The sequence below is a fragment of the Bacteroidota bacterium genome, assembly GCA_005882315.1.
Taxonomy (GTDB): Bacteria; Bacteroidota; Bacteroidia; order Chitinophagales; family Chitinophagaceae; genus VBAR01.
The window spans coordinates 1-25,464 of record VBAR01000010.1; the positions used below are offsets into that span (position 1 = coordinate 1).

The following is a 25,464-nucleotide window of genomic DNA, read 5'->3' on the forward strand; positions in this document are numbered from 1 at the left end:
AGTTAACAGTGGAGCTGTTGTTACGTTGATCGTTCTTGCTGTATCGCAACCTCCGGTTGTACTTGCTACTGTATCTATTAATATACCTGGTCCATTAAACACATGACCGAATATTGTTGCCGGGAAGTCGTTAGCACATACCGTTGCACTAACTGTTGTAGTTAACAGCGGATTGATCGCAAGGTTAAGTGTTGCTACTGTATCACATCCGCCAGTTGTACTTGGAAGTGTATCAATATATGTACCTGCAGTATTTAGCGGGTTACCATGCCAGATATAAGGAAGTTGATTCGCACAAACTGTTGTATCCGTTGTTATCGTGATCAGCTGATTGATCGTAAGATTTAAAGTAGCTATTGTATCACAGCCACCACTGGAGTTTATTAATGTATCTACATGGATACCTGGTAAGTTATATGGATTACCATGCCAGATAAATGGAAGCTGGTTCGTACATACTGTTGTATCTGTCGTTACTGTAATCTGACATACAACATTTATTGTTTGTGTTGCTATAGCTGTATTACCGCAGCCATCGATTGCCGTCCAAGTTCTTGCCGTCGAATATGTACCTGCGCATGCACCAGGCGTTATTATATCTACAAAAGACAAAGTTACTATGGGACTGCAATTATCTGTAGCAGTAGCTGTCTCAAAAACAGGAACAGCCGGGCAATTAATGGTTGTAGTTGCTGGCAATGTAGAAATAATTGGTGGTACCAGGTCTTGTACAGTTATTGTTTGAGTGACCGTTATATTATTGCCGCATGCATCGGTTACCCTGTATGTTCTTGTAATAATGATCGGACATGTTCCACTTGATGCATCACTTACAAAAACAACGGTGATCGGACCGGTACAGTTATCTGCTTCATCAGTTACTACTGCAGGATCAGGTGCTGGTACATCAGCAATACATGCAACTGTTACCGGTGCAGGATTACTTGCTGTTGGTGGTACCAGGTCTTGTACAGTTATTGTTTGAGTGACCGTTATATTATTGCCGCATGCATCGGTTACTCTGTATGTTCTTGTAATAATAATCGGACATGTACCGCTTGATACATCTCCAACATGTGTTACTGTAATAGGACCGGTACAGTTATCTGCTTCATCGGTAACGACAGTAACATCAGGTACTGGTACATCAGCAATACATGCAACTGTTACCGGTGCAGGATTACTTGCTGTTGGTGGTACCAGGTCTTGTACAGTTATTGTTTGAGTGACCGTTATATTATTGCCGCATGCATCGGTTACTCTGTATGTTCTTGTAATAATGATCGGACATGTTCCACTTGATACATCTCCAACATGTGTTACTGTAATAGGACCGGTACAGTTATCTGCTTCATCGGTAACGACAGTAACATCAGGTGCTGGTACATCAGCAATACATGCAACTGTTACCGGTGCAGGATTACTTGCTGTTGGTGGTACCAGGTCTTGTACAGTTATTGTTTGAGTGACCGTTATATTATTGCCGCATGCATCGGTTACTCTGTATGTTCTTGTAATAATGATCGGACATGTACCGCTTGATACATCTCCAACATGTGTTACTGTAATAGGACCGGTACAGTTATCTGCTTCATCAGTTACTACTGCAGGATCAGGTGCTGGTACATCAGCAATACATGCAACTGTTACCGGTGCAGGATTACTTGCTGTTGGTGGTATATCATCTCTTATAGTGATGATCTGTGTAAACACACTACTTATATTTCCACATACATCAGTCGCTATCCATGTATTTGTATATGTTCCCGCTTGTGGACAAGAACCCGGTACAAATGCACCGGAAGTTTTTATATACGCAATCGTACCAGTGCAGTTATCAGTTGCCGCGGGTGCTAGTGCCTGTGCTGCAGCCAATCCAACAGCATCATTACATTGCAACGTTACATTCAATGCACCCGGTGTAGTTGTCCATGTTGGGGCAATTAAATCAACTATTCTTATAGTTGCCGGCGATTCACTACATCCTGCAATCGTACTTGCTGTTCCAGCAGCTGTTGTGCCACACACTGCGCTTGTAACATATTTTACTTTTATTCTATATCCATTACAATTACTTGTTGTTGGTGGTGTATTTCCTCCCCATGTAACTCCATCATCAAAACTATATTCAATTGTAAATCCGGTAATACTTGCAGGTGGAGTAACAGTAAATAATCCGCATCCGGGTGTAACCACGGGTGCAGTTGGTGCAGCAGGAAATATTACGGTACTTACTGTATTACTTACACCACATGCTCCGGAGCCAGCAGTACCAGCTGTCGTAGCGCCACAAGTTGCAGTCAATACGTACTGTGCGGTGATTGAATGACAACCAGGAGCTGAAGGTATAGTTGGTGTCGCTGTATAAGCTGTTCCATTAATACTGTATTGTACAGTGAATCCAGTAACAGCCGGTACGCTTGGTAATGCGAATGCACTGTTACATGTATTGGCTGGTGCAGTGATAACAGGTGCCGTTGGAAAAATTACAACACTTACAGTGTTGCTTGCTGCACATGCACCTGTTCCCGTTGTACCTGCTGCAGTAGTTCCACATGCAATAGATAAAACATAACGTGCCTGAACTGTATGACATCCGGGTGTTGCATTATTTGGTGATGATGAATATGGGCCACCATCAATACTGTATTCTATATCAAAACCGGCAATAACCGTTACAGTTGGTAAACTAAATGCAGATGTACAAGTATTGGCGGGTGCTGTAATCACCGGTGCAGGTGGAAATATCACAACACTTACTATATTGCTTGTAGCACATACACCTGTACCTGCAGTTCCTGCGGGAATAATTCCGCAAGCTACTGTCAAAACATAACGTGCCTGTATAGTATGACAACCGGCTGTTGTTGGAATAGTTGGCGTCGCAGTATAAGTACCGCCATCCATACTGTACTGAACAGTAAAATTTGAAACGGCAGCTACAGTTGGTAATATAAATGCAGCATTACAAGTATTAAAAGGTGCAGTAATGGTTGGAGCATTTGGGAAAATAACAACATTCACTGTGTTACTTACACCACATGCACCGGCTCCTGCTGTATTTATTGCTGTTGATCCACAAGCAGCAGTCAATACATATCTTACTGTGATAGAGTGACAGCCTCCAGTTGATGGAATAGTTGGTGCGGCAGAATAAACTCCTCCATCAATGCTATATTGAACAGTAAATCCCGGAACAACAGTTACTGTTGGCAAACTAAATGCAGTGTTACAGGTATTAGCAGGTGATGTTATAACTGGTGCAGCAGGAAATATCACAACACTTACTGTATTGCTTGCAGCACATGCACCTGTTCCGGTAGAACCTGCAGTTGTAATTCCGCAATCAGCAGCTAAAACATATCGTGCCTGAACAGTATGACAACCCGTAGTAGAAGGAACAGTTGGAGTAGTAGAATATGCACCAGCATCAATACTATATTCAACATTAAATCCTGCAACTGCAGTTACTATTGGCAAAGTAAATGCAGTATTACAGGTATTAGCAGGTGCTGTTAATGTTGGTGCAATTGGAAACACAACTGCATTCATTGTTACTTCCTGGCATAGAAGGTCTGTGCTCACAGATCCCGCGGGAGTACTTCCGCAAGTATTCGTTAATCTATATCTTGCTTTTATTGTCCAGCAACCAGGTGTGTTTGTTAGTAAATTATTTACCTGGTTAATATTATTGTTATATGCACTTAATGTACCGCCCGGTGCCTGTACTGCATACTCGGCAGTAAAACCAGATATTGCAGGAACAGCAGTAATATCAGCCAGTTTTGTATTGCATGTATTTGATAACTGAACTAAAATTGGTGCAGCAGGATAAATAACAACATTTACTGTGTTACTTGCAGTACACGCACCTGTTCCTGATGTACCAGCCCCGCTAGTGCCGCATACTGCACTTAATACATAACGAGCCTGAATAGTATGACAACCGGGTATTGTTGGAATAGTTGGTGTGACAGAATATGCGCCTCCGTCAATGCTGTATTGGACATCAAAATTGGTAGCCGGGGTTACAGTTGGTAAGCTGAATGCGGCATTACATGTATTTGCAGGTGCAGTAAGGATTGGCGAAGCAGGAAATATTACTACACTAACCGTATTACTTATACCGCAGGAACCAGTTCCTGTACTACCGGCAGTTGTGGCTCCACATGCTGAAGTCAATGCATATCTTACACTAATGGTATGACAGCCTGCAGTAGTTGGGATGGTTGGTGAAGACGAATACGTGCCACCATTAATACTATACTCAACAGTGAAGCCTGCAATAGCAGTAACAGTTGGTAAACTAAATGCAGCATTACATGCATTCGTTGGAGCAGTAATGATTGGCGCATTGGGAAAAATAACAACACTTACTATATTACTTGATGCACATGTACCGGTACCCGGAGTGTTTGCAGGAGTTGTTCCACATGCAGATGTCAGCACAAATCTTGCAACTATCGTATGGCAACCCGCAGCAGTTGGAATAGTTGGTGTGGCAGAGTAAGTACCGCCATCAATACTGTATTGAACAGTAAAACCTGGAACAGCAGCTACAGTTGGTAATATAAATGCAGCATTACATGTATTAGCCGGTGCAGTAATAACCGGGGCATCCGGAAAAATTACAGCACTTACTGTATTACTTGCGATACACGAACCTGTACCTGCTGTTCCTGCAAGCGTAGCTCCGCAATCAGCAGCTAACACATAACGAGCCTGTATAGTATGACAACCCGTACCGCCGGGAATAGTTGGTGAAGAAGTAAATCCTCCGCCATCAATATTATATTCAACATTGAAACCTGTAACTGCTGTTACAGTTGGAAGAGTAAATGAAGAAGCACAGGTGTTTGCCGGTGTTGCCAGCACAGGTGCAGCAGGAAAAATTACAACACTTACTGTGTTGCTTGCAGCACATGAGCCTGTGCCTGGTGTACCTGCTGCAGTAGTACCACATACAGTAGTAAGAACATATCTTGCTGTAATCGTATGACATGCTGCTGTTGTTGGAACAGTTGGTGTTGCAGTATAAACACCGCCATCAATGCTGTATTGAACTGTGAAATTAGTAACTGCAGGTACTGTTGGTAAAATAAATGCAGCGTTACAGGTATTAGTAGGAGCAGTGATAGTTGGAGCGTTAGGAAAAATTACAATACTCACCGTAGCACCTACACCGCATGCACCTGTGCCTGTAGCACCTGCAGCAGTTGCGCCGCATGCTGCACTTAAAGCATAACGTGCCGATACAGTATGACAACCTGCTGTAGTTGGAATAGTTGGTGTTGCTGTATAAGCTCCTCCATCAATGCTGTATAAAATATCAAAACCGGGAACTGCAGCAACAACTGGTAAAGTAAATGCTGATAAACAAGTATTAGCTGATGCAGTTATAGTTGGTGCCGTTGGAAATATCACAACACTTACTGTATTACTTACAGAACATGCAGCGGTTCCTGCTGTACCCGCTGTTGTACTTCCGCAATTTGCCGTCAAAACATATCTTGCAGTAATAGTATGGCAACCCGGTGTTGTTGGAATAGTTGGCGAAGATGTAAAACCACCACCGTCTATTTCATACTGAACAGTAAATTGAGAAACAGCAGGAACTGATGGCAATGCAAATACTGCATTACATGTATTTGCCGGGGCAGTAATAACAGGTGCATTTGGAAAAATCACAACACTTACCGTATTACTTGTCGCACATGTACTGGTACCAGGAGTATTTGCAGGAATTGTTCCGCAAGCTGATGTCAGTACATATCTTGCTATTATCGTATGACAACCTGCAGTAGTCGGAATCGTTGGTGCGGCAGAATAAGTACCACCATTAATACTGTATTGAACAGTGAATCCAGTAATAGCAGTTACAGTTGGTAATGTAAATGCAGCATTACATGTATTGGTAGGAGCAGCTATAGTTGGTGCAGCAGGAAATATTACAACGTTCACTGTATTACTTGCAGCACATGCGGCTGGAGCCGAAGTACCAGCGGGTATACTACCACATGCAGCACTCGTTACATAACGTGCCTGGATGGAATAACAACCTGGAGTAGTTGGAATAGAAGGAGAAGTCGACCAGCTACTACCACCATCAAGACTATATTCAACAGTAAATCCTGTAACAGGAGTAACAGAAGGTAAGCTAAATGCCGAAGCACAAGTGTTTGATGGTGCAGTAAGAACTGGTGCTGCAGGAAAAACAACAAACTCTTTAGTACCACTGCACACATTCGGCAGTGGTGTTGTATAAGTAGCAGACCAGCATCCGGCCGTGACAGGAGTAAACTGTCCGCTGGTTGGATTTATGTTACCACCTCCATTTACTGACCATGTACCACCCGGAGGTGCTCCCGTATATGTAAAATTTACGTTACCTCCGCCTATACAAGAATTTGGTGCAGTTACATTTGTTCCTGTATAAATAACAACAGGAAGAGTATATTGATAATTCGATGCACAACTATAGTTCCATGTATGCCACTGTAAATACCAACCATTGTTTGCAGAACTGAAAGGAATACATGCTGTACGGCTAAAGAGACCTGGTCCTACCGTTGAATCTTCAAGAGAGACATCAGTCCACGGTCCCGCGGCAGTAGGGCCAATTTGAAGCACGGTATGAACCCATCCAACAGTATTATTAGGACTATTGTATGTGATTGTTGCACAAGCAACCAAACTATTACATGCTACAAACTGGACATCGAAGTTATTCTGGCCGGGAACTACATTAATGCTCGAGCCAAAACTCAGCAAAGCTCCTGTCGAGTAAACGGTGGCGCATGCATTTGTAAAAGCGACACGGTAATACAGACCCATATCTCCTTGTGCAATGGGATCTATTGTAAATGAAGAAGTGGTAACGCCGCTGGCAGTGGTTGTACTGGTCGTCCCGGTTGTAACATTTGTGAAAGTGATATTGTCGGCGCTAACTTGCCATTGCGCAGTAGGAGCAGGCGAGCCACCAGTTGATGTTGCAGTGAAAGTAACAGAAGTATTACTACCACCGGTTTTGCATCCTGCTACATCAACTGGATTTAAAGTAACAACCGGCGGATTTCCCAATGACAAAGTCCCTGAACCGTTCGCAGTGCAACCTGTAGTTGGATTGGTGATAACTACACTATAAGTACCTGCGACCGCGGTGGCAGTAAAACTAGCTACGTTACCCGGATTAGGAGCACCGGCAGGAACAGTCCACACATAATTATAAGAACCTGCAGGTGCTGGTGTAGCAGTTATTGTTGGAGCAGGAAGATTCGAACAATATAGCGGTGAGTTAACAGCGACGGTTGGGTTTGCATTAACAGTAACATTATAAGTTGCGGCAGTTGCTGCAGTGCAACCATTAGCATTTGTATAATTAATAGTAATTGTTCGAGGACCTGCAGTTGTCCATGTAACAGTAGCAGTATTGCTGGTTGCATTACCACCTGCTGTGATGGTACCACCAGCGCTTACTCCCCAAACATAGTTGGACATGCCAACTTCTGTTGTGTAGACATTGGCAGTACTACCCACACATGCACTTGCAGGACCTGTAAGTGTTGGAACTGGTCGAGGATTCACTGTTACCGTAGCTGTTTGTTGACAACCGTTGCTGTTAGTATAAGTAATTGTTGAAGTACCTGCGGCAACACCTGTTACTACTCCGCCTGTTGTTACAGTAGCAATAGAAGTGTTTGATGATACCCATGGATTAACTGCTGCAGCTGTTGGTGAACCGGTCAATGTTCTTGTTGATCCGACACATACATCTAGTGTTCCTGTGATTGTTGGGAGCGGATTGATTGTAACATTGGTAATTGATGATGTTGTAGAACAACCATTGCTGTTTGTAACTGTAACTGTATAGGCTCCAGCAGCAGTAGCTGTATATGTAGAAGATGTGGCTCCGCCAATTGGGGAACCTGCTAAGTTCCATTGATACCCGGTAATTGAACCACTGCCTGCAGTAGAAGTAGCTGCAGATAATAAAGTACTTCCTCCTATACAAAAAGATGCTGTTCCTGTTATAGTAGCTGTTGGGTTTGCATTAACTGTAACATTATAAGTTGTTGCAGTTGCTGCAGTGCAACCATTAGCGTTTGTATAATTAACAGTAATTGTTTTAGCACCAGTGGTTGTCCAGGTAACAGTAACAGTATTGCTGGTTGCATTACCACCTGCTGTAATAGTTCCACCAGCACTTACTCCCCAAACATAGTTGGACATGCCAACTTCTGTTGTGTAGACATTTGCTGTACTACCCACACATGCACTGGCAGGACCTGTAAGTGTTGGCACTGGTCGGGGATTCACTGTTACCGTTGCAGTTTGTTGACAGCCGTTGTTGTTTGTATAAGTAATTGTTGAAGTGCCTGCGGCAACACCTGTTACTACTCCGCCTGTTGTTACAGTAGCAATAGAAGTGTTCGATGATACCCATGGATTAACTACTGCTGGTGTTGGTGATCCGGTTAATGTAGTTGTTGATCCAACACATACACTAAGTGTTCCTGTAATTGTTGGCAATGCATTTACTGTCCAACTATAAGTAATATATGCGCCAGTACCGCATCCATTAACTCCTGCAGGAGGTTCACGCCTCGTTCTAATCTGAATAATATTTGTGCCAGATAATCCAGTAGTAGAAATTGAATTTCCAGGAGTATAAGGAGACCAAGTTGATCCCGAGTTTGTACTAAATTCATATATATCGGTTGTGCCAGGAATACCGCCAGAACCTCCAGAAAAAGTTGCTGAGATATTTGTGCCAGCACAAACTGGAGAAACAAGCGATGGATTTATAGTTTGCGAAACTGGGTCAGCATAAACATTAAAAGTTGCAATTCCACTATATGAAATTGTATTACATGCGTCAGTTACTTTTCTTCTATAACAGTATGTACCTGCTGAAGCGAAAGCTAAGGGATCATAGCTTGTGCCGTTATTTATACCGCCAGCGGGTGTCCATGTACCACTACAACCAGCACCTGCTTGATAACTTTCTTCCCATTGATAAGTATATGGTGGACTTCCACCTGCCGCTGGTCCATAGGGAGAACTTGTTCCACCAATATTGACATTTCCTCCAACACAAAAATTTCCTCCAGTTGTGTTTATAGAGCCTGGACTTAATGCAGGATTAACTGTAAGTACTGCAGCAGGGGCAGATGTAACTGGGGTACCACATCCTGCAGTAACAATTACTGTATAGTTTCCAGCATGACCAGCGTTGACAGAAGGGATAGTATAAGTTGAAGCTGTTGCTCCACCAATATTAACACCATTAAGTTGCCATTGATATGTTACAGTTGGATCACCAGTTGCATTAACATTGAAACTAACGGAACATCCAATGCCAGTTGTTTGAGGAGCAGGCTGAGTGTTTATAACAGCAGGACATTGTGCATTTACATTTTCAAAAACACATAACATCATCAACAACACAAAACAAAACACCCTTCCTCTTAGAAGGAAGTTTTTAAACTTGCTTTTGCACAGTGGTTTAAGGATGGTTATATTACAAACCGCACTAGTCAATTTTCATTTTAGTTTTCATTTACAATCTGCCTCTGATCGATAATAGTTTGCCGAAACAAATTGTTATCAATGCAAAAGCTTTAATTGCTCTAATCAGGTTCTACAGTTGTGGATTTTCGAAAAGGATATTTGTGGCAAACCGCAGCAATGAATTTGCGTTACACTTAATACAGTGCATCAAATCTTATTTCCTTTTCTTTCGGGAATATGTAAAGTTGGGATAACAGAAAAAATAATCCTGTGTGTAAATCTTAACAGATTTCATATATAGACGGTTTGTGGTTAAAAAAACATGTTCTTCAAATTCAATTGGACTTTAGATAGATTCTTCATAGACAGGATTTTAAGGGGAGTATAAATCTAAAAAATTAATCTGATAAATTCACCTCTTTTGGGGTTATTTTACCCCCTTATTTGCAGGTATTACCAGCCTCCAAATCTAAAGGGCTGCAAATATAGCATAAAGTAGTGAAAAATAACGACTTAATTGTTAAAGTTTGGACGTTAAAATCGCCTTTTTTTAGAGTCAATTTTATTGTTTTTTCATTAGATATATTTTAAAGGATTAAGTGACAAGTAAAAACACTAAAAAATGGGGGTTTACAAATGGCTTGCTTTTGGGAAATATGACTTCAGATGATTCTGTTTTTTTTGTAAGTGAGTCGAAAATCATACACAGTTTTTACCTTTTTATTTTTGAAATGATTCTTTTTCTGCCTCATTAACAGTTGTTAATACAGTTGTTTCTTTTAAATCTGATATATAATCGTGATGATGAGTTTCCTTACCTTCGCAACCTAATTTTTAAAATCAAATTGTTTTAAAATGAGTACAGTTAGAGTTGCAATTAATGGATTTGGCCGTATCGGCCGTTTGGTTTATCGGCAGATCTATAAAATGGAAGGTATTGATGTAGTGGCAGTCAATGATCTTACAAGTCCGAAAGTATTAGCCCATTTGTTGAAGTATGACAGTGCACAGGGACGTTTTGATGCGGATGTAAAGTCAACTGAAAATTCAATTATTGTAAATGGTGACGAAGTAAAAATTTATACACAGAAAGATCCTTCACAAATTCCGTGGAAAGATCACCAGGTGGATGTAGTGTTGGAATGCACAGGATTTTTTGCAGATAAAGCAAAATCAGAAGCACATATTACTGCCGGTGCAAAGAAAGTAGTGATCAGTGCGCCTGCAACAGGAGATCTGAAAACAATTGTCTTTAATGTAAATCATAAAATACTCGATGGAAGCGAAACAGTGATCAGTTGCGCAAGTTGCACTACAAACTGTTTGGCACCAATGGCGCAGGTATTAGAGGAAAAATTTGTAATAGTGAATGGCTTGATGACAACTGTGCATGCATATACTAATGATCAGAACACACAGGATTCGCCGCATGCGAAAGGTGATCTGCGTCGTGCAAGAGCTGCTGCGCAAAATATTGTACCTAACAGTACCGGTGCTGCAAAAGCAATTGGTTTGGTTCTTCCATCATTGAAAGGAAAACTGGATGGTTCTGCTCAGCGTGTGCCTACATTGACAGGTTCGTTAACAGAAGTAACAGCTATGCTGGGTAAAAAAACAACGGTTGAAGAAATTAATGCTGCTATGAAAGCCGCATCCAATGAGAGTTTTGGCTATACAGAAGACGAAATTGTAAGCAGTGATATAATTGGTACTTCATTCGGTTCATTGTTTGATGCTACACAAACTAAAGTGCAAAATGTAGGAGATACACAGCTTGTACGTACAGTGAGCTGGTACGATAACGAAATGAGTTATGTAAGCCAATTGGTAAGAACGTTGCATTATTTTGCAAAACTTATTAAATAAAAACCCCTGCCCCTAAAGGGGTAAAAGGAACAGGTCTAATTTTATAATTATAAAGTTTAACTTCGAAGCTCTCTTATTTTAAGAGAGCTTTTAATTTTATTATTAACTTCAAAAAGCTCCGCCGAGGCGGATTGGGGGTTTTAATCATGTCAAAATTTTCAGAACATAATTTCAGTGGAGAAAAAGCGTTGATCCGTGTTGATTTCAATGTGCCACTAAATGATGAATATACAATTACTGATGATACAAGAATGAAAGCAACTGTTCCGACAATTAAAAAAATACTGGATGATGGCGGCAGTGCGATATTGATGAGTCACCTGGGAAGACCAAAAGACGGCCCGTCAGAAAAGTATTCATTAAAACATCTTGTTGCTCATTTATCGGGTTTGCTCAGTGGAGCAAAAGTTTTTTTTGTCGATGATTGTATTGGTGAAAAGGCTTATCTCACCGCATCAATGTTAGGCCCCGGCGAAGTTTTGTTATTAGAGAACCTTCGTTTCTACAAAGAGGAAGAAAAAGGGGATGAAGCATTTGCAGAAAAGCTGAGTAAGCTTGGCGATGTTTGGGTTAACGATGCATTTGGTACAGCACACCGGGCACATGCATCTACAGCAGTTATTGCAAAATTCTTTTCAGCTGATAAAAGATTTTTTGGATATGTAATGGAAGGAGAAGTGACAGCTGCTGAAAAAGTTTTACATCAATCGGAAAAACCATTTACGGCAATAATAGGTGGCGCAAAAGTTTCTGATAAAATTCTCATTATAGAAAACCTGCTCGAAAGAGCTACAGATATCATTATCGGTGGTGGAATGGCATACACATTTATGAAAGCGATGGGTGGTAAAATAGGAAATTCTTTATGTGAAGATGACCGGCTTGATACAGCAAATGAAATTATGAAGAAGGCTGCTTCGAAAGGAGTATGCATTCATCTTCCTCCTGATTCTATTATTGCTGATAAGTTTGATGCGGATGCAGATACTTCGGATGCGCCGAGTAATCATATTCCTGAAGGCTGGATGGGATTGGATATTGGACCGAATGCATGCGAACAGTTTTGTAATATCATTAAACACAGTAAAACGATTTTATGGAATGGCCCAATGGGAGTCTTTGAAATGGATAAGTTCAAACACGGAACCAAGGTCATTGCAAAAGCTGTGGCAGAATCTACACAAAACGGTGCTTTTTCTTTAGTTGGTGGCGGTGATAGTGTGGCTGCAGTAAATCAATTCGGTTTTGCAGATAAGGTAAGTTATGTAAGCACTGGTGGGGGCGCCATGCTTGAATATTTTGAAGGAAAAGAATTGCCGGGAATTGCCGCTGTTAAGTAAATAAAAAATTCCGTAATAAAAAAATAAGGCTTGGGGTAAACCCAAGCTTTATTTTTTTAAAGCGAAAACATCAATGATTTATCATTATTCATTTGTTTAATGATAAATTTTTTTACATACGCCAGATATCATTGTAATTTTTTTATTCTGCATTTTTTTTATTGAGGCATACTGTTTGATAATTTTTTTTTGATAAAATGTTTCATTAATAATTTTTAAAAATTATAATTATGACAAACAGAAACCAAACATCGTCGCAACAAGGTTATGCGACTGGTAACAGAAGAAATTCAAATCAAGACAGACAAAATTTTTATGACAGGTCGGATGGACAATCTTCTTATGATGACTTTGATGAAGAAGATAATTATTCCAGCCAGTATCAACAGGATTCAGACGAAGATTATGATGATGATGATCAGGGATTCCAGGGTAGATCATCACAAAGATCAGGTAGTATGGGTGGAGACTATGATGAAGGTTACGATGAAGATTATGATAGCGACTATGGAGGCCGTTCTTATTCTGAAAATGACGAAGACAGAAGTAACTACGGATCTTATGGCGGTAATTCTGGTCGTAGCAGGCGTGGCTTTGGTGGTGGAATGAGTGGTTATGGTGAACAAAGATATAATAACGGTGGATATGGAAGCAGCTCTGGCAATTATGGTAGTGGTGGAGGAAGTAGTTATAATCGCAACATGGGTAGTAACTATGGCAATAGTGGATATGGCGGAAGCAACTCTGGCAATTATGGTAGTGGTGGCGGAAGTAGTTATAACCGCAACATGGGTAGTAACTATGGTAATAGTGGATATGGAGATAGAGGATATGGAGGAAGAAGCTCTGGTGATAATTATGGTAATTCTGAATGGAATAGAGGAAGCAATTCAGGTTCAAATAGCGGAAGCAATTATGGCGGAAGCAACAGTAGAGGATATTCTTCCTCACAGCAAAACCAGGGAAGATATGGTATGGAAAATACTGGAAGCTCATCACGTCGTTCTTCTTCCATGCGTGGATTTTCCTCAATGGATAGGGGTGGACAAAGCGGAAGATCATCAAGAAACAGAAATAGGTAATAAACTTATATACAGCTAAGAATTAAAGACTGTTGTTCATGGCAGTCTTTAATTCTATTTTTCCCCATAATTAACTGAATCTTTTTGCACAAAGAGTATATCTAATACATTTCTAAAAATTATTTTATGAAACAGTCAAAAAATACATCAACCTCCAATAATGGAAATGGCTTTTCCGAAAAAAATGGGCATTCAAATTCTCCATTGGAAAAGTTTTTTGTTAACGAGCTTAAGGACATCTATAATGCGGAACAACAATTAATCCAGGCATTGCCTGAAATGAAAAAGGCTGCTACTACGGAAGAATTAGAAGATGCTTTTGAACATCATTTGAAACAAACAGAAAGACATATAAAAAGACTGGAGAAGGTTTTTAAAATGATTGGTAAAGGTGCAATTGGAAAAAAATGTGATGCCATGGAAGGATTGATAAGGGAAGGTAAAGCGGTAATAAATGATACTAAAGAAGGTTCTATGACCAGGGATGCTGCATTAATTATCGGTGCTCAAAAAATAGAGCACTATGAAATTGCCAGCTATGGCGGATTAGTACAACTTGCAATTACGATGGGTCTTAATAAAGCTGCTGATATTTTGGAAAAAACACTAAATGAAGAAGAAGAAACAGACAGGTATCTGACAGAAATAGCTGAAACAAGAATTAACATGGAAGCGGAAGATGAAGGAGAATATTCCTGGAGTAAAAAAGAAAATGAAATAGAATCTGCAGACGAATCTTTATAAAGTATCTGTAGGTTTTATTACCCATTTTTTAGTTTACGTTGATATCGGTCTCCTTTTTTATTACAAACCTATGCTTTTTCAAAAAGAATATTTAAGTATAAGAAATTACATCAGATGAAACTTACATGTGAATCATTATAAAAAAAAGAACCCCGCAATTTGCGGGGGTTCTTTTTTAGTCGCATACTGAAATTTTAATATGACAATTTTTGATTTAAACGGTATAAAGTCATTTAAGTATTGTTGATTCAACTATTTTTTGAAGAAGATTTCTTTTTTGGAACTTTTGCACCCGCCTCTCTTGCTTCTGAGAGGCCAATTGCTATTGCTTGTTTCCGGCTGGTAACTTTTTTCCCACTACGGCCACTTTTCAAAGTCCCATGTTTTTTTTCATGCATTGCCTTTTCTACTTTTTTCTGGGCGGTTTTAGAATACTTAGCCATATGAATTAATTTTAATCTGGTCATTCAATTTCTATACCATTTAAAAGGCTTTTAAAGGTGTTGTAACAGTCGATAGGAGTTCATAGCATGCTTTTTCATTTAATAATAAACGGACATGTACATTTGTTTAAAATATTTAAAATGAAAACAAAATCAAAGCAAAAGAAAGGGCTTAAAAAAAAGTTCACGGAGTTTTCAAAAGTGTTTACTAAGGCAGCCGGCAGTCCTTTCGCTACTATTGGTGCTATGCTTGTCATTATCGCATGGCTCATTACAGGGCCTTTGTTTGGTTTTTCAGATACATGGCAATTGGTAATTAATACCGGAACAACTATTATTACTTTTTTAATGGTTTTTATTATACAACAATCTCAAAACCGTGATTCGATGGCTATCCAACTTAAATTAAATGAACTGATTGCTGCTAATGAAAAAACAAGTAATCGCCTCGTAGATATAGAAGACCTTTCTGAAGATGAGTTGGAAATTTTGAAAAAATTTTATATTAAGTTGGCGCAAATTGTAAAAAAGGAAAAAAATATCAGGGCAACACATTCACTTGACGAAGCAGAAAAAGTGTATCTTGAAAAAAAGAAATAAGATCCAAAGGTAATAAGCGAAACGATTTCTTTTTATCACAGGAGAATTATTAAAAACTTTCCATGATGCGGGGAATTATTTACACACAAGTGAGCAATAAAAGGGAAAGAGTTTCAACACATAGAAGTGATTTAATAATTGAATCAGTGGGTACGTTGCTGGCATGTTTTTGGATTACATTAAAGTACAATCCTGAATTCAAAGTTTATCTTTGAATAATATTGATGACCAGGTAAAACTGGTTACTTAATAAAAAGGAAAAACGGAGAGTTTTAGCTTAGGCTAGAACTCTCTTTTTTTTGGGAATGCTAGATGCTTTGAAGAATTTTTTTCAGTACTTCAACCGAAGTGAACGCATAAGCATTTGAAACAATCAATTCTTTGCATAATTTCTTGCCGGCATACAGCTACTGTTTGCCGATTATTTTTTATCTGTTACCGGTAAATAGTTACAATCCGGTAATGTTTGGATAAAAATCATCCCCGACCTATTTCCTTTTCAGTAATTTTAGTCTCTAAAAATTAAAACTTAGTAAAATGAAAGGAACCCGTAATATTGGATTACTTGCAGTTGTAGCTCTCGTACTTATACTTTTTGTATGGGGTTGCAGCGGCTATAATGGCCTGGTTACTTCAGAGCAAGGTGTGAAAAAAGCATGGAGTAATGTGGAAACAAACTATCAGCGCCGAACTGATCTCTATAGCAGTGTTATAAAAACTGTCGAAGCTTCTGCCAACTTCGAAAAATCAACTTTAACGGCTGTTGTGGAAGCAAGAGCAAAAGCTACGTCTATCAACGTTGATATAAATGATCCGAAATCTTTGGAAGCTTATCAGCAGGCACAAGGAAATCTTCAAGGCTCTTTCAGCCGGTTGATCGCTTCATTTGAGCAGTATCCTGATCTAAAAACAACCAAGGCATTCCAGGATTTTCAAACGCAGATCGAGGGAACAGAAAACCGTATAAACGTCGCCAGGCAGGATTATAATAAAACAGTTGAGAGTTATAATCTCAAAGTAGTTCGTTTCCCAACTAACTTATTGGCGGGTATTTTTGGTAAAAAGGAAAAAGCTTTTTACGAAGCAGATAAAGGATCCGAAAAAAATCCCGACATAAAGTTTGATATCAAATAAGCCTGGTAATGTTCTCATTTTTCAAAAAGAAAGATTTCTTCTCCGCTGAAGAGCAGCAGCTCATTATCGAATCTATTCGTAATGCTGAACGGATGACCAGTGGCGAAGTCCGTGTTTTTGTGGAAAGCAAATGCAGCTACATGGATGCCATTGATCGTGCCGCAGAACTTTTTTTTCAACTTGAGATGCAAAAGACAGATGATCGGAATGCAGTATTAGTTTATGTGGCAATGAAGGATCGTCAGTTGGCTGTATTTGGAGACGAGGGCATTCATAAAAAAGTGGGAAATGAATATTGGAACCAGGAAGTGCAAAAGATGATCAGCAATTTTAACAAGGAAAATTATGCTGCAGGTATAAGTGAAGTTGTGAAGGATATAGGAGAAGCGTTGACAAAAAATTTTCCTTTCAATAATGATACAGATAAAAATGAATTGTCCGACGATATAGTGTTTGGAAAATAAATGAAAAAGATTCTTTTTATAGCTTGTCTTCTTTTTTCGATCGGTGCTTCAGCACAGGTTGAGAATGTGGTGCCTCAACCACCTAACCCCGCGAAGCTTTACAATGATTTTACGAAAGGGAAAAACTTTCTTACCCCGGAACAGGCATCATACCTTGAAAGTAAGCTGATCACATATGATGACAGCACCTCTAACCAGGTGGCAATAGTAATTGTTGAAACGCTGCAAGGGTATTCGGCTAATGAGTATGCAACAGCACTTGGAAGAAAATGGGGTGTAGGTGGAAAAGAACATAATAATGGAGTTGTAGTTTTAATATCAACAGAAAAGGGCAATAGAGATGCATATATTGCTGTTGGCTACGGATTGGAAGGGGCCATACCCGATGTTGTTGCAAAACATATTTTAGAAGATGAATTAATCCCAGATTTTAAGGAGGGTAATTATTACAGTGGTTTAAACAGAACAGTTAATGCAATTATAAAAGCAGCAGCAGGAGAGTATAAAGCTCCTGCGAGTTATGGTAAATCAAAAGGGCGGCCAAGTGTTGGTCGTATCATTTTTATAATAATACTTGTAATAATATTCCTCAGCATTTTTGGGAGAGGAAACAAGGGAGGAGGTTATGCATCACGAAGGGGTTATCAGGGTTGGTTAGGGCCAACAATATGGGGTAGTATTCTTGGCGGTGGCGGCGGAGGTGGTGGATGGTCTGGGGGTGGCGGTGGCGGTGGTGGAGGTTTTGGTGGCTTCGGCGGTGGTGGCTTTGGTGGTGGTGGTGCTGGCGGCAGTTGGTAAATTGAATAAAAAAAATCATGAATAAGTTTTTAAATTTTATCATCATCTGTGTCCTGATTGCCGGATGTGATCTGAAATCGAAAAGTGAAACTGAAGATCAAAAAACAGATGGCAAGGTTGAAGTTATTACTGCTCCCGTATCACCTGTAAATTCACAACCTGTTCAGCAATCACCAACTTCCGTAACAACAGAAAACAATCCTGATGTAAAAACAAGTTTGTATGGTGTTTGGGTATTACAAGCACAGAACAGTACTATTCTGGATCCGGCTGAGTACAAATCCGGCATGCCATATATTCGGTTTGATTCTGTCACCCGGAAAGTATCGGGTTCAACCGGTTGCAGAGGAATAAACGGAAGTTTCGAAATTTCCCGTAATCGTTTGTCAACTTCTGTTATTAGTTTGAGTGAAGGGAAATGCGGCCTTGAAAAATTTGAGGATTCCTTTATTAGTTTTTTTTCTGCAAAAAACCAGGTGTATGAATTCAGATCAGGGTTATTGTTTTTTCCGGGAGCAGATGGAAAAAATTTTACTTTTAGAAAAATTCAATAGGCTTGAACGATGAAGGCTTACCCTTTTTTAACCTTAATTGTAATTCTAATGAAAACTTTTTTCATCCTCACTATTGTATCTGCTGTTTTCTTTGCATGCAACAACGACTCCAAACAAACAGCTACAGAAGTTTCTACCGGAGATTCTGCAAAGCCTGAACCTGAAATGAAAATTCAAATACCTAATATGACTTGCTATACTTATGTTTCAGGTAAAGACACGATAAAACTCAAACTGGAAAAATTTCCGAACACAGTAACAGGCATGCTTGCTTATTTATTTAACGAAAAAGATAAAAGCAAGGGGACTATTGATGGTGTAATGCGTGGCGATACATTAGTTGCCGATTATACTTTTATATCAGAAGGGAAATCATCAATTCGCCAGGTTGTATTTATGGTGAAAGACAGTATTGTAACCGAAGGTTATGGTCCGCAGGAAGAAAAAAACGGCAGAATGTTTTTTAAAAATGTAAATGATGTTGATTTTAGTAAGGGAATTAAAATGCAAAAGATTCAATGCCCGGTAGAATAGTTTTTCTTCTTTATCAGTGCATAAAAAAAGGAGGAACAATTTGTTCCTCCTTTTTATAATACTATATAAATATTAAAATCCTTTCTTGTCCTCTGCAGGCAATTTACTTTTTATATACTCTACCAATTCTTTCAAAGCTGTATTACCTGCATCAGCTTTTGATTGTTCATCTTTTTTTGTCAGCAGGTCTTTTAATACTACGCCATTGATAAAGGGATTCGTTTGACTTTGGAATTGCTCAGGGATTGCATCACGAAATTTTACAATCTCATCTACACCTTGTTTCACTTTCTCCGTATTTTTTAATGCGGTTAAATAAGCACTCAAAGCATTCAATTGTTGAAATTTTTCCTGGCCCACTGGCATTTTCGCAAAACCACCAATGATCTCTTCAGACATACTTTCATCACCTGCGCTGGCAACGACAGTGGTGATAGCTTCTTTTAAAAGACCTTTTGATTTTTGTGTATTCAGTTGCTTCGCAATTTCCATTGCAGATTTTTGATCTACTTCATTCAGGGCATCTAATGCTGCACCGGCCACAGTATATGAAGAATCCTTTGTAGCGGCTATAAACATTTCTGTGTATTCTGTTTTTTTATAAGTACCTAAGCGGCCCAATGCACTTGCACGTACAGTTGATTTCTTATCATTCTTTGCTAAATCAGCAAGTATTGGTTCAATAGACTTTTTGAACTCTTCATTTTTCATATCTATTACAGCTAATGTGTAATTGCGCAATCCGTGATATTTATCTTTCAATGCAAGCTTCAACAGTTCCTGAGCTTTCGGTTCTTTTTGATTTTTACTGGCAAATTCAATTGCTTCCCTTCTGTCAACATAATTGCCTGCATATTTATACTGATGAATAAAATTATCAAGGGTCTTGTTGTCTTTCTTTGCCCAAAGCATTACTTTATCAGCATCTACATTTACAAGTTCAGGTTTCTTTGAGTAATTAAAAGTGAAAGTATCAACTTCATTTTTAACCCAGATAGTATGACGTACTTTTTGTGAGCCATTATAAATATCTACTGCCATTGGTAAAGTAAAGATCTTACCGGTTTTTTGAGTTTGCTTTACAATAACATTCACTTTACCTGCTGCATCATCATATACATAGTCGATAGTAACGGATGGGTGGCCACTTCCAAAATACCATTGATTGAAATACCAGTTAAGGTCACGGCCGGTAACTTCTTCAAATGCTAAACGAAGATTATGCGCCTCAGCTGATTTGAATTTATTTGTCGTTAAATAATTGTTGAGTGATTTAAAAAAGGCGCTGTCGCCAACAAAATTCCGTAGCATATGTAAAATGCGTCCACCTTTCTGGTAGCTTACTGCATCAAACATGTCTTCCTTATCACTATAGTAAAAACGAACCAGATCTTTTTTCTCACTACCACTTTGCAAATAACCTTGCATCCCCTGTAAATTTTCTGCATCGCCGGCGTCTTTGCCATATTTATATTCATCCCAAAGTGTCTGGCTATAATCGGCAAATGATTCGTTAAGTGTAAGATTGGTCCATTGTTCTGTTGTTACATAATCGCCAAACCATTGATGAAACAATTCATGTGCAATTGTGCCTTCCCAATTATTGCCATCAATTAATTCACGGGCATCTTGCTGCGCACTTTCCTGGTGAATGGTAGCAGTTGTATTTTCCATTGCGCCGGCTACATAATCACGGCCGGTTATTTGCGAATATTTTATCCATGGAAAAGGAACACCTGTGATCTTTGAAAAGTATTCGATCATTTCAGGAGTGTTACCAAAGATCTTTTTTGCTACTGATGCATACTCTGGTTCTACATAATAATTTACTTCTTTTCCTCTCCATTTATCTTTTATCACAGCATATTCACCTACACCTAAAAAGAAAAGGTAAGGAGCATGTGGTAGATCCATTTTCCAGTAATCCGTCCGGGTACCATCAGTATTTTTCTTTTGACTCATCAGTTTACCATTCGATAATGTCACATATTTATTAGCTACTGTAACAGTCAGTTCCTGGGTCGTCTTTTGATTGGTTTTGTCAATTGTGGGAAACCATGCAGAGTTGGATTCCGTTTCACCCTGCGTCCAGATTTGAGTAGGTTTTTCCGGGTCTTCGTTCAGAGGGTCAATGAAATACAGTCCTTTAATGCCAAGAAAATCATTTGTGCCATATTTTTCCTGGAACTCATCCGGCTTGGCAGTATACTCTATATATATTGTATAGGCCTCGGAAGATTTGTATGTTTTATCGAGTTTGATTCGCAGGTTCCATTCATCATAAGTGAATTTTAGCGGGGATTTTTTACCGGCTTTTACAAGGGCAACCGTTTTAATTTCCATTCCCTTCGCATCAAGACGTAAAGAATCGGTCGCGTAAAAATGCGGTTTGAGGGTTAACCAAGCCTTACCATATAAATAAGATTTGCTGAAATCTGGTTTTACTTCCAGTTTAGTATGAACCAGGTCATTAATTTTTTCAGCAGTTTCCTGGTACTTTTTTTTCCAGCTTGTATCCTGGGGTATCTCTTGCGCCAAACTAATAGCTCCAATACTTAAGGTAACGACAAATCCAATGATTTTTTTCATAATGAGATTTTAAGACGGCAAATTTAGGAAGACCATTTATAACTGGACGTAGAAATAGTAAGGATGGTTACATCTTTTAACAGGTTATTGTAGCAAGATTTCAGCTAACTTTGAGACCTATTAATCCCGATAATGAAAAGATTATTCCTCTTCCTCGTTCTTGCCGCTTTAAGCTTTTCCGGTTTTACACAAAGAGTATATTTTCTTTATATACAATCAGAGTCATCACAGCCATTTTATATAAAGCTGAAAGATAAGATTCACAGCTCAGCCTCAACGGGGTACCTTATACTTTCGCATTTGCGGGATAGTACCTATGATTTATCAGTTGGGTTTCCGGGTAAGAATATGCTTGAGCAAAATTTCAGTGTTAAAGTAAGTGGTAAAGACCATGGTTATTTGCTTAAAAATTTTGAAGAAAAAGGCTGGGGGCTTTTTGACCTGCAAACGGCGGGCACAGTGATGGCAAATAATAATATCCAATCGGCTGTTGAAAAAAAAGAACCCTTTAAGAAAGACGAATCTGCCTTTACTCAAATACTTGCAAAAGCATCAGATGATTCAACCTTATTAGAAAAACCTGAACCTAAGTTGAAAGAAGAAAAGAAAACAGAGGTAGCAAAAGAAGAAGTAAAGACTCCTGCTGCTAATGGAGTAGCAAATCAACCCGGGGTAAAAACAGAAGCGGTTAAGCCAGACTTAAAGCCATTGGTAGTAGTTGAAGCTGCAAAGCAGCCCGAAAAGACATCTGAAATCGTAGAAGAAAAAAAGACTGAGCCTATTGCAGATAAACCGGTGGAAAATAAGATAGCAGAACAACCTCCAGTTCAAATAAAGGAAGAACCGCAAGAAATAGTGGGAGAAAAAACTCAGGTTGTTCCTCAAGGTTATAAAAAATCAGAAGTATTACGCAAATCAGAAAGTTCAACAACAGAAGGTTTTGGCGTAACATACATAGATGAACATTCTGATGGTGCAAGGGACACGATTAAAATCTTAATACCTCCACCCAAAGTCGAAATGCAGACGGAAAAAACTGAAGGGAAAGAAGAAAAAAAATTTCTTGACATTTCTACTGATGCAAATAAACAAGAAAGCTCTGTAGTTGTCACAGAGCCTAAAGCGGCAAACCCGGCAACAGTAGTAGCAATTAAAAAGAACAGTTGTCCATCTCTTGCAAATGAAAATGATTTTTTCAAGTTGAGAAAGACAATGGCAGGAGAAGCAGATGATGCCGGTATGTTAAGTGAAGCAGCTAAGGTGTTTAAAAAAAAGTGTTTTACAACTGAGCAAATTAAAAATCTTAGTACCTTATTTTTAAAAGATGATGGGAAATATAAATTTTTTGATGCAGCATACTTATATGTTTCCGATTTGGAAAATTTCCCTGCATTACAAAATGAGCTTAAAGATGAATATTATTTGAACCGCTTCAAAGCGATGCTACGTTAACTCTTCAAATGCGTTATTTCATTGAAGTTTCATATAAAGGCACAAACTATAGCGGGTTTCAAATCCAGCACAATGCAAATACAGTTCAGGCAGAAGTTGAAAAAGCACTCTATATTTTCTTCAAAGAAAAAATCAATCTTACAGGATCTTCAAGAACAGATGCAGGAGTTCATGCACTAAAGAATTATTTTCATTTTGATTTTGTAAACGTAATTGATCCGTCTGTTTCTTATAATTTAAACTCAATATTACCAGATGATATTGTAATAAATAATATCATAAAGGTTAACGACTCTGCACATTGCAGGTTTGATGCAGTTTACAGGGAGTATAAGTATTATATATACCAGAAAAAGAATCCTTTCCTGGCAGATCGGGCTTACTACTTCCCATATAAGTTGGATAATGATTTATTAAATCAAGCCGCTTCAGTCATTAAAGAATATCAGGATTTTACCTCTTTTTCAAAACGAAATACACAGGTAAAGAGTTTTAAGTGTGAAATTGCTGATTCTAAATGGGTCAACGAGAGTGGTTGCCTTGTCTTCAATATTAAAGCAAATCGTTTTTTAAGAGGGATGGTCAGGGCATTGGCAGCTACAATGTTGAATGTAGGCAGGGGAAAAACAAGTATTAAGGACTTTGTTAGCATAATTGAATCTAAAGATTGTACAGCCGCAAGTTTTGCAGTTCCTGCGCAGGGCTTGTTTTTGGTTGATGTTTGGTATGGCGAAAAACATTTTTGAAAACTTTATATCGGCTTAAACCTTTGCCTGTATTGCATTTCAGCTCCCTGTAAGTATTACAATTCAAAAAACATTTGGCTGTCAAGTTCTCACACTTATCTTTGCACCCCCTTAGCAATAAGGACATAGCTCTCTGAACAGAAAAAATGATACAAAAATTGAGAAGATGTGGACAAATACAGCGAATAAAAGTTTGCTGATAAAATCGACCTCCATATTTTTGCAACCCCTTAGAAAATGCTAAGGAAGTTCTTCTCAAAACAAATTGAAATTCACACCAAAAGCTAGAAAAAAAACTAGCAAATAATTTTGGTAGTAATATACAGGCCCTTACCTTTGCACTCCCTTAAAAAGGGATGGCGAAATACGGCCAAAAGATCTTTGAAAGTTAGGAAACAACAGCATCCCGATTTTATCGGGATCAAGGTAAGTCAAGCGAATAACATTCGATTTGACACGTTAATTTTTCTCTTGAGAATTTTAAACGGTCAGCATCAAACAACATTTACAATGGAGAGTTTGATCCTGGCTCAGGATGAACGCTAGCGGCAGGCTTAATACATGCAAGTCGAGGGGCAGCAGGTCTGTAGCAATACAGATGCTGGCGACCGGCAAACGGGTGCGGAACACGTACAGAACCTTCCTTTAAGTGGGGAATAGCCCAGGGAAACTTGGATTAATACCCCGTAATATGATAGAGTGGCATCACTTTATTATTATAGCTCCGGCGCTTGAAGATGGCTGTGCGGCTGATTAGGTAGTTGGCGGGGTAACGGCCCACCAAGCCTACGATCAGTAACTGGTGTGAGAGCACGACCAGTCACACGGGCACTGAGACACGGGCCCGACTCCTACGGGAGGCAGCAGTAAGGAATATTGGGCAATGGACGCAAGTCTGACCCAGCCATGCCGCGTGGAGGATGAAGGTCCTCTGGATTGTAAACTTCTTTTATCTGGGAAGAAATCTATTTTTTCTAAAGTAGTTGACGGTACCAGATGAATAAGCACCGGCTAACTCCGTGCCAGCAGCCGCGGTAATACGGAGGGTGCAAGCGTTATCCGGATTCACTGGGTTTAAAGGGTGCGTAGGTGGGGTGGTAAGTCAGTGGTGAAATCTCCAGGCTTAACTTGGAAACTGCCATTGATACTATCATTCTTGAATACCGTGGAGATGAGCGGAATATGTCATGTAGCGGTGAAATGCTTAGATATGACATAGAACACCAATTGCGAAGGCAGCTCGTTACACGAATATTGACACTCAGGCACGAAAGCGTGGGGATCAAACAGGATTAGATACCCTGGTAGTCCACGCCCTAAACGATGGATACTCGACATTTGCGATAAACTGCAAGTGTCTGAGCGAAAGCATTAAGTATCCCACCTGGGAAGTACGATCGCAAGATTGAAACTCAAAGGAATTGGCGGGGGTCCGCACAAGCGGTGGAGCATGTGGTTTAATTCGATGATACGCGAGGAACCTTACCTGGGCTAGAATGTCAGTGGACCGTGGGTGAAAGCTCATTTTGTAGCAATACACCGCTGATAAGGTGCTGCATGGCTGTCGTCAGCTCGTGCCGTGAGGTGTTGGGTTAAGTCCCGCAACGA

15 protein-coding genes and 1 rRNA gene are annotated in these 25,464 nt (G+C 39.4%); 13 read left to right on the plus strand and 3 right to left on the minus strand.

Annotation, left to right across the window (positions count from 1 at the left end; all coding sequences use genetic code 11):
* The coding region (locus E6H07_19955) for an immunoglobulin domain-containing protein (protein ID TMI61229.1) at positions 1-9,438 on the minus strand (9,438 nt) is incomplete at its 3' end.
* 927 nt (positions 9,439-10,365) lie between these two features.
* On the opposite strand from E6H07_19955, the gene gap reads away from it, so the two are divergent.
* From gap to E6H07_19975, 4 genes are all read left to right on the plus strand, one after another.
* Positions 10,366-11,376: a type I glyceraldehyde-3-phosphate dehydrogenase gene (gene gap, locus E6H07_19960; protein TMI61230.1), complete on the plus strand. Its 1,011-nt coding sequence runs from the start codon at positions 10,366-10,368 to the stop codon at positions 11,374-11,376.
* 146 nt (positions 11,377-11,522) lie between these two features.
* On the plus strand, positions 11,523-12,716 hold the full coding sequence (locus E6H07_19965) for a phosphoglycerate kinase (protein ID TMI61231.1): 1,194 nt from the start codon (positions 11,523-11,525) through the stop codon (positions 12,714-12,716).
* Between the two features lie 230 nt (positions 12,717-12,946).
* Complete coding sequence (locus E6H07_19970) at positions 12,947-13,798, plus strand: hypothetical protein (protein ID TMI61232.1); 852 nt, start codon at positions 12,947-12,949, stop codon at positions 13,796-13,798.
* 126 nt (positions 13,799-13,924) lie between these two features.
* Positions 13,925-14,542, plus strand: coding sequence for a ferritin-like domain-containing protein (locus E6H07_19975; GenBank protein ID TMI61233.1), 618 nt, complete (start codon positions 13,925-13,927; stop codon positions 14,540-14,542).
* 248 nt (positions 14,543-14,790) lie between these two features.
* Here the strand turns inward: E6H07_19975 and E6H07_19980 are convergent, their stop codons facing one another.
* The gene (locus E6H07_19980) at positions 14,791-14,985 is read right to left on the minus strand and encodes a hypothetical protein (protein ID TMI61234.1); all 195 of its coding nucleotides are present in this window, start codon (positions 14,983-14,985) and stop codon (positions 14,791-14,793) included.
* 141 nt (positions 14,986-15,126) lie between these two features.
* Between E6H07_19980 and E6H07_19985 the strand changes: the two genes are divergently transcribed.
* The 6 genes from E6H07_19985 (at position 15,127) to E6H07_20010 (ending at position 19,069) form a co-directional block, all read left to right on the plus strand.
* A complete protein-coding gene (locus E6H07_19985) occupies positions 15,127-15,585 on the plus strand; it encodes a low affinity iron permease family protein (GenBank protein TMI61235.1) in 459 nt (152 codons plus the stop codon).
* Positions 15,586-16,122: 537 nt separating this feature from the next.
* On the plus strand, positions 16,123-16,719 hold the full coding sequence (locus E6H07_19990) for a LemA family protein (protein ID TMI61236.1): 597 nt from the start codon (positions 16,123-16,125) through the stop codon (positions 16,717-16,719).
* Between the two features lie 8 nt (positions 16,720-16,727).
* Entirely contained in the window at positions 16,728-17,183 is a 456-nt protein-coding gene (locus E6H07_19995; protein TMI61237.1) for a TPM domain-containing protein, read from the plus strand.
* A complete protein-coding gene (locus tag E6H07_20000) occupies positions 17,184-17,981 on the plus strand; it encodes a TPM domain-containing protein (protein TMI61238.1) in 798 nt (265 codons plus the stop codon). It begins immediately after the preceding gene.
* 17 nt (positions 17,982-17,998) lie between these two features.
* Positions 17,999-18,535 (plus strand): META domain-containing protein, encoded by a 537-nt coding sequence (locus E6H07_20005; protein ID TMI61239.1) that lies wholly within the window; start codon positions 17,999-18,001, stop codon positions 18,533-18,535.
* A gap of 48 nt (positions 18,536-18,583) precedes the next feature.
* Entirely contained in the window at positions 18,584-19,069 is a 486-nt protein-coding gene (locus E6H07_20010; GenBank protein ID TMI61240.1) for a hypothetical protein, read from the plus strand.
* A gap of 72 nt (positions 19,070-19,141) precedes the next feature.
* Here E6H07_20010 and E6H07_20015 read toward each other — a convergent pair whose 3' ends face one another.
* Complete coding sequence (locus E6H07_20015) at positions 19,142-21,658, minus strand: M1 family peptidase (GenBank protein ID TMI61241.1); 2,517 nt, start codon at positions 21,656-21,658, stop codon at positions 19,142-19,144.
* Positions 21,659-21,790: 132 nt separating this feature from the next.
* On the opposite strand from E6H07_20015, the gene E6H07_20020 reads away from it, so the two are divergent.
* From E6H07_20020 to E6H07_20030, 3 genes are all read left to right on the plus strand, one after another.
* The gene (locus tag E6H07_20020) at positions 21,791-23,110 is read left to right on the plus strand and encodes a DUF4476 domain-containing protein (protein TMI61242.1); all 1,320 of its coding nucleotides are present in this window, start codon (positions 21,791-21,793) and stop codon (positions 23,108-23,110) included.
* A gap of 8 nt (positions 23,111-23,118) precedes the next feature.
* Positions 23,119-23,856: a tRNA pseudouridine(38-40) synthase TruA gene (truA, locus tag E6H07_20025; protein TMI61243.1), complete on the plus strand. Its 738-nt coding sequence runs from the start codon at positions 23,119-23,121 to the stop codon at positions 23,854-23,856.
* A 506-nt stretch (positions 23,857-24,362) separates the two neighbouring features.
* A 16S ribosomal RNA gene (locus E6H07_20030) occupies positions 24,363-25,464 on the plus strand; the annotation flags it as partial.

Excerpts from the sequence above, each read along its gene's own strand:
- gap (TMI61230.1), top strand. The coding sequence starts at position 10,366 with ATGAGTACAGTTAGAGTTGCAATTAATGGATTTGGCCGTATCGGCCGT.
- E6H07_19965 (TMI61231.1), top strand. The coding sequence starts at position 11,523 with ATGTCAAAATTTTCAGAACATAATTTCAGTGGAGAAAAAGCGTTGATC.
- E6H07_19970 (TMI61232.1), top strand. The coding sequence starts at position 12,947 with ATGACAAACAGAAACCAAACATCGTCGCAACAAGGTTATGCGACTGGT.
- E6H07_19975 (TMI61233.1), top strand. The coding sequence starts at position 13,925 with ATGAAACAGTCAAAAAATACATCAACCTCCAATAATGGAAATGGCTTT.
- E6H07_19980 (TMI61234.1), bottom strand. The coding sequence starts at position 14,985 with ATGGCTAAGTATTCTAAAACCGCCCAGAAAAAAGTAGAAAAGGCAATG.
- E6H07_19985 (TMI61235.1), top strand. The coding sequence starts at position 15,127 with ATGAAAACAAAATCAAAGCAAAAGAAAGGGCTTAAAAAAAAGTTCACG.
- E6H07_19990 (TMI61236.1), top strand. The coding sequence starts at position 16,123 with ATGAAAGGAACCCGTAATATTGGATTACTTGCAGTTGTAGCTCTCGTA.
- E6H07_19995 (TMI61237.1), top strand. The coding sequence starts at position 16,728 with ATGTTCTCATTTTTCAAAAAGAAAGATTTCTTCTCCGCTGAAGAGCAG.
- E6H07_20000 (TMI61238.1), top strand. The coding sequence starts at position 17,184 with ATGAAAAAGATTCTTTTTATAGCTTGTCTTCTTTTTTCGATCGGTGCT.
- E6H07_20005 (TMI61239.1), top strand. The coding sequence starts at position 17,999 with ATGAATAAGTTTTTAAATTTTATCATCATCTGTGTCCTGATTGCCGGA.
- E6H07_20010 (TMI61240.1), top strand. The coding sequence starts at position 18,584 with ATGAAAACTTTTTTCATCCTCACTATTGTATCTGCTGTTTTCTTTGCA.
- E6H07_20015 (TMI61241.1), bottom strand. The coding sequence starts at position 21,658 with ATGAAAAAAATCATTGGATTTGTCGTTACCTTAAGTATTGGAGCTATT.
- E6H07_20020 (TMI61242.1), top strand. The coding sequence starts at position 21,791 with ATGAAAAGATTATTCCTCTTCCTCGTTCTTGCCGCTTTAAGCTTTTCC.
- truA (TMI61243.1), top strand. The coding sequence starts at position 23,119 with ATGCGTTATTTCATTGAAGTTTCATATAAAGGCACAAACTATAGCGGG.